The organism is Cellvibrio sp. (assembly GCF_053579595.1).
In genome coordinates this window covers 1-5,242 of sequence record NZ_JBRFPI010000330.1, presented here as the reverse complement: position 1 = coordinate 5,242, position 5,242 = coordinate 1, and the positions used below count along the sequence as shown (strand labels likewise).

Here is a 5,242-nt window from a genome sequence, read left to right as displayed (position 1 = left end):
AGCCAACAAACTGCAGCAAGCGTTGTAGGAACATGCAAAGCGTCTCCGTCGATACTTTTATCAGCCAACAAAAACCCCGCAGTGCGGGGTTATACATTTTTCGACGTCCTGTACGCAATCAGCCAGCGATAGCTGCTTTACTCGTTAATCAATAGCGATTGGCTTTGCCGTCAAAATCATAGTCATCAGCCGATTCGGTAGGCATGCGCGCATTGGTGTGATGGTCATCGCGCAAATCGTAATCTTCACTCAGAGCGCCTTTGGCACCGGGCGCTTTGGGTGCCCAGTCACGCGGCGGTTCAATACGCTGCTCAGCGATGTAAGCTTTGGTGTCGCCACCGAGATTGCTGTTGGCGGAGTCCAGTATCTGGCGGCTGATTGCCGGAGTGGCCAACTTCAATGCGCCGCTCGCCAAATGCTCATGCACTTCGCGGTAGGCGTGTGTAAGGTTGTTCACCAGCTGTGATGTTTGCGCAAAATGTTCGGCGACATCGCGCTGGTAACCTTGCAGTGAACTTTCAGCTTCGTGCAGGCGCTGTTCTAGGTCGTGGCCGAGAATTTTTGCGCGAAATACATAGGCAATCGCTACACCAAGGCCGGCGCCAGCGAGCAAACAAATCAAACCGGTAATGACTACTGCACTGAATGAATACACGAAAATCTCCTGCTAAGCATGGCCGTCATCTGGGGGGATATTCGGCCAAGGACGTTGATAACTCTATTATAAGTCCATTTTCTCATTAAAATGGGCAAAAATTATCGCGTATGTGTGCGCTTGTGCTTAATCGATGAGGCTCATCATGAATTTTCCCTTTGCCAAAGAACAGGAAATTTTTATTTCCGGCCCTGTTGGTCAGCTACAGGCCGCAATTCATCAGGGGGATGGGGAGGGCTTTTTTACAGCGCGTCATTTGTTAGTGATTGTCTGCCATCCGCATCCTGTGCACGGTGGCACTATGGATAATAAGGTTGTCACTACACTGATGCGCACTTATCGCGATCTGGGGATTCATGTGCTGCGTTTTAATTTTCGCGGTGTGGGCAAAAGCGAGGGCAGTTTTGATAATGCAGTGGGCGAAGTGGATGATTTGTTGACGGTTATTGCTTGGGCAAAACAGCAATTGCCGCAATCCCCGTTATTATTGGCCGGTTTTTCATTTGGCTCGTCTATCGCAGCGCAAGCCAGTTATCAGGTTGATGGTTTGCAACATTTGGCACTGGTGGCACCACCGGTGGAGCGTTATCCCTATGATCGCGAAGGGCAATTTCCCAGCCCGCTTGCCGTTATCCAGGGTGATAAAGATGAGCGTGTTATCACCGAGGGGGTTTATCAGTGGGTCGCCACTTTGCAAAGCCCTGCTGAACTTTTGCGTTACCCGGAAGCAGGACATTTTTTTCATGGCTATTTAACCCAGATGAAAAACGATTTGACCCAGGTTTTGTTGCGGCAAATTCCGGCGGCTTAAGCTGTTGCTCTGGTGCAAAATCTATTGGCGCCACAGCAAGCTTATCGCTACAGTGGCGCCCAGTTTTAGTGAGCCTGCCTGATCTTTATGACGACTTCTATCGCCCTCTCTCCTGTTGACCGTTACCAGCGCGATCTTGAGCGCCCGGATTTTCGCCGCGATGCCGCACAAGCCGCTGCCGTAAATCATCTGCAACATCTCTATGAACAGCTTGTCGCAGCTTGGCAGGCTGAGCAAGAGCAGTCCGGCTTGGGTGGGTTTCTCAAGCGATTGACCGGTGCAAAACCGCGCGAATTGGTACGCGGCCTGTATTTTTGGGGCGGGGTAGGGCGCGGTAAAACCTACCTGATGGATAATTTTTATGAGAGCTTGCCGTTTGAACAAAAGCTGCGCGCGCACTTTCACCGCTTTATGCGTCGTGTGCACGCTGAGCTTAAAAAACTCGATGGCCAAAAAAATCCGCTGAAAAAGGTGGCCGATATTATTGCCAATGAAGCGAGAGTGATTTGTTTTGATGAGTTTTTTGTATCGGATATCACTGATGCGATGATTCTTGGCACCTTGATGGAAGAGCTGTTTGCGCGCGGCGTGACGCTGGTGGCGACCTCCAATATAGTCCCCGACGGTTTATATAAAGACGGGTTACAGCGCGCGCGCTTTTTGCCCGCCATCGCCTTGCTCAATGAACACACCCTTGTCGTCAATGTGGATGGTGGGGTGGATTACCGGCTGCGCGCGCTGGAACAGGCCGAGCTCTATCATTCCCCGCTAGACGAAGCTTCTGACCAGAGTTTGATGTGCAGCTTTAAAAGCCTGTTATCGACTACTGCTGAGGTCTATGAGAATCACGATTTGGAAGTCGAAGGGCGTTTGATTCGGGCACGTTACCAGAGTGAGGGTGTCGTCTGGTTTGATTTTGTTGAGCTATGTGATGGTCCTCGCTCGCAGAATGATTACATCGAATTGGCGCGCGAGTACCACTCAATAATCCTAAGCAATGTGCCGGGCCTCGGGCGAGCAACAGATGACCAAGCGCGCCGGTTTGTGAACTTGGTGGATGAGTTTTATGATCGTCAGGTCAAGCTGGTCATTTCTGCAGAGCGCCCTTTGGCCGAAATTTACTCCACTGGCAAATTGGATTTTGAATTTCAACGCACCGTGAGCCGCCTGTTGGAAATGCAGAGTCATGAGTATCTGGCGCGCCCACATCGGCCTGAATAACAATTCAGACGTAAATTATGATTGAAAAACAGGCATTGGCTGTGTAGTATGCCGCCTCCCTATTTTAGGGGCTATTATCCACATCCGATTTAGGCAGGAATAACATGAAGACCTATATTGCCAAAGCAGAATCTGTCGTTAATGACTGGTTCGTCGTGGATGCGGCGGGAAAAACACTCGGCCGTTTATCTGCGGAAATCGCCTCGCGTTTGCGTGGCAAGCACAAGCCAGAATTCACCCCTCACGTTGATACCGGTGATTACATTGTTGTAATCAATGCTGCTCAAGTGCGCATGACAGGCCGTAAAGCAACTGACAAGATTTATTACTCGCACACTGGTTTTGTGGGTGGAATTAAATCTATCAGCTTCCAAAAGTTGATTGAAAAAGCACCAGAGCGCACCATCGAAACTGCCGTTAAAGGTATGTTGCCGAAGGGTCCACTCGGTCGTGCTATGTTCAAAAAACTGAAAGTTTATGCAGGTAATGAGCATCCACATGCTGCTCAGCAACCTAAAGAACTGAACATCTAAGGGGAGCTGACATGTCTGCTACACAATTTTACGGCACTGGCCGTCGCAAAACCTCTACCGCGCGTGTGTTTATCACTGCCGGTACTGGTGCAATCATCGTTAATGACCGTCCATTGGACGAGTACTTCGGTCGTCCAGTTGCGCGCATGGTTGTTCGTCAGCCGCTCGAGCTGGTTGGTCTGGTAGAAAAATTTGACGTGAATGTTACTGTCTCTGGTGGCGGTAGCTTTGGTCAGGCAGGCGCTATTCGCCACGGTCTGACTCGCGCTCTGATGGAATATGACGAGTCTCTGCGTAGCGATTTGCGTAAAGCCGGTTACGTTACCCGCGATTCTCGCGAAGTTGAACGTAAGAAGGTTGGTTTGCGTAAAGCACGTAAGAAGCCACAATTCTCCAAGCGTTAATGGTTTTCTCCAGTCAGTTTTATGCTGGCTGGTTGATGATCATCAAAAACGCCCAAGTCTTTACTGGCTTGGGCGTTTTTTTACGTCTAAAATTAGCGGCTTATAACCCACTGTTTATGTGTGGTTATTCTTGTAAGCAGTGCGTTAATTCATTAACATTGCCCGCCTTTTCTTGAGTCACCCAATATTCCTTTTTTCGCCTGACTTCGTATTAGTAACACATACCAAGTCGCAGGACGATTTTAGGCAATTTGCTAGCCGTTAAAGCTGTTTAGGGGAGAAATTCGTCATGAGTAATGACGCAGTAAATCAAACGCGCCGCCGCGTATTAATCGGAGCCACTTGTGCAGTGGGTGCGGTTGGTGTTGTGGGTGCCGCCGTTCCATTCGTGGGTTCCTGGAACCCGAGCGCCAGGGCAAAAGCTGCCGGTGCGCCAGTAAAATACAACATCAGCAAAATAGAGCCGGGCGCTATGGTCACCGTTGAGTGGCGCGGCAAACCGGTCTTTATTGTGCGCCGTACCCAAGCTGCTCTGGATAGCTTGAAAAAAGTGGAAGAGCAGGGTGTATTGCTTGATGCCGGCTCGAATGAACCTCAGCAGCCTGACTACGCCAAAAATGCCGAGCGAGCCATTAACAAAGAGTTTGCGATCCTGTTGGGGGTTTGCACCCACTTGGGTTGTGCACCTGCATTTCGTCCAGATGTAGGCGCTGCAGATTTGGGGGGTGATAAATGGCAAGGTGGATTCTTTTGTCCATGCCACGGCTCCAAGTATGACTTGGCTGGTCGGGTATATAAGGCTGTACCAGCACCGTTGAATCTGGAAGTTCCTCCTCATCGTTATGAGAGCGATTCAATTATTGTGATTGGCGAAGATCAGGGGGCTTGATATGAATTGGTTAGTTGGTTTATGGCAGTGGGTTGATAAGCGCCTCCCGGTACAGCGTGCCTGGGATACGCACATGGCCAAGTACTATGCGCCCAAAAACTTTAACTTCTGGTATTTTTTTGGCGTACTTTCGCTGCTGGTATTGGTGAACCAGCTGGTAACCGGTATCTGGTTGACTATGAGTTACAACCCTTCCTCCGAGGGGGCCTTCGCGTCGGTTGAATACATCATGCGCGACGTGGATTACGGTTGGTTGCTGCGCTATATGCACTCCACCGGCGCTTCCGCTTTCTTTATCGTGGTTTACCTCCATATGTTCCGCGGCATGATGTACGGCTCTTATAAAGCCCCGCGCGAGTTGGTATGGATTTTCGGTATGACCATTTATCTGGTACTCATGGCGGAAGCCTTTATGGGCTACGTACTGCCTTGGGGTCAGATGTCCTATTGGGGAGCGCAGGTAATCGTATCCCTGTTTGGTGCTATCCCGGGTATTGGTGAAGACTTGGTGCAGTGGATTCGCGGTGACTACCTGATCTCTGGTATTACCTTGAACCGCTTCTTTGCGTTGCACGTTGTGGCCTTGCCGATTGTTTTGCTCGCGTTGGTGGTAATGCACATCCTGGCGCTGCACGAAGTGGGATCTAACAACCCCGATGGTGTTGAGATTAAAAAGAACAAAGATGAAAACGGTATCCCGCGCGATGGGGTTCCTTTCCATCCGTTCTA

General features: G+C 50.1%; 7 protein-coding genes. 6 read left to right on the top strand and 1 reads right to left on the bottom strand.

Annotated features, from left to right (window positions below; translation table 11 throughout):
* Positions 1-148 precede the first annotated feature (148 nt).
* Entirely contained in the window at positions 149-655 is a 507-nt protein-coding gene (locus ACWA6V_RS16920; protein WP_449523593.1) for a YhcB family protein, read from the bottom strand.
* Positions 656-800: 145 nt separating this feature from the next.
* On the opposite strand from ACWA6V_RS16920, the gene ACWA6V_RS16915 reads away from it, so the two are divergent.
* The 6 genes from ACWA6V_RS16915 to ACWA6V_RS16890 form a co-directional block, all read left to right on the top strand.
* Positions 801-1,466 carry an alpha/beta hydrolase gene (locus ACWA6V_RS16915; protein WP_449523592.1) on the top strand — a complete coding sequence of 222 codons (666 nt, stop codon included), beginning with the start codon at positions 801-803 and terminating at the stop codon, positions 1,464-1,466.
* 87 nt (positions 1,467-1,553) lie between these two features.
* Positions 1,554-2,687: a cell division protein ZapE gene (gene zapE / locus ACWA6V_RS16910; RefSeq protein WP_449523591.1), complete on the top strand. Its 1,134-nt coding sequence runs from the start codon at positions 1,554-1,556 to the stop codon at positions 2,685-2,687.
* A gap of 104 nt (positions 2,688-2,791) precedes the next feature.
* A complete protein-coding gene (gene rplM / locus ACWA6V_RS16905; protein ID WP_449523590.1) occupies positions 2,792-3,220 on the top strand; it encodes a 50S ribosomal protein L13 in 429 nt (142 codons plus the stop codon).
* 11 nt (positions 3,221-3,231) lie between these two features.
* Positions 3,232-3,624: a 30S ribosomal protein S9 gene (gene rpsI / locus ACWA6V_RS16900; RefSeq protein ID WP_310075519.1), complete on the top strand. Its 393-nt coding sequence runs from the start codon at positions 3,232-3,234 to the stop codon at positions 3,622-3,624.
* 289 nt (positions 3,625-3,913) lie between these two features.
* A complete protein-coding gene (petA, locus tag ACWA6V_RS16895) occupies positions 3,914-4,513 on the top strand; it encodes a ubiquinol-cytochrome c reductase iron-sulfur subunit (RefSeq protein WP_449523589.1) in 600 nt (199 codons plus the stop codon).
* Between the two features lies 1 nt (position 4,514).
* On the top strand, positions 4,515-5,242 hold a 728-nt coding region (locus ACWA6V_RS16890), incomplete at its 3' end, for a cytochrome b (protein ID WP_449523588.1).